Origin of the sequence: Cupriavidus basilensis OR16, from assembly GCF_000243095.1 — a bacterium.
Lineage (GTDB): Bacteria > Pseudomonadota > Gammaproteobacteria > Burkholderiales > Burkholderiaceae > Cupriavidus > Cupriavidus basilensis_D.
On the sequence record NZ_AHJE01000179.1, the window covers coordinates 1 to 809 of the forward strand.

1 pseudogene is annotated in these 809 nt (G+C 68.2%); it reads left to right on the forward strand.

The features are described from left to right. Positions 1 to 809: pseudogene (locus OR16_RS37375) on the forward strand (hemagglutinin); the annotation flags it as partial.

An 809-nucleotide genomic window follows, 5' to 3' on the forward strand; every position in this document is an offset into this window, starting at 1 on the left:
ACGCTCGGCAGCCTGGAGTCCGGGATCCAGGCCAGCAACGCACTGTCGGTAACGGCCGGCGGCCAGGTGCTCAACACCGGCAACCTGATGGGCAGCACGGTCGATGTCACCGGCGCCGCCCTGGTGAACGGCTACACCAGCCCGACGCAACCCACGCCGCCCGCAACCGGCCCGCAGCAAGTCATCTCGCTAGGCCCCGTGGCAACGCCCGGCGGCGCGGTGCCGGCCGCCACGCCGGTGAACAACCCGACCACCCCCTGGCAGTTCAACCCGGTCATCGTGGCCACGCCTGCCGCGCCCACCACCGGCAGCAGCCAAACCATCGACTGGCACTTCAACGCCAACCTCGGCGGCAATCCGGTCACCGCACCCAACGGCACCACGGACCGCGCGCAATACCTGAACAACAGCCCGGCCACCGCCGTGCTGGCCGGCGTCACGCCCGACAACCTGCTGGCGCAGCTACCCGCCGACCTGCGCCCGGGCAAGGTCAGCTTCTACTACGACCCCTACACCGAAGGACAAAAGCTCCAGCAAGCCGCGCTGCAACAGACCGGCCAAGCCAGCTTCGTGAGCGGCCTGGCCTGGGACAGCCAGAACCAGCTCTCGGTCACGGACCAGGAAAAGCTGAGCCTCTACAAGAACGCCGCGGACTACGCCAAGGCGCACAACATCGCGCTAGGCACGGCGCTGACGCAGACGCAGGTCAACGAGCTAGACAAGCCCCTGCTCTGGTACGTGCAACAGGCGGTGCCCGACCCGAACTGCAACACGGTAGCCAGCACGGCATGCCCGACGGTGAACGCGCT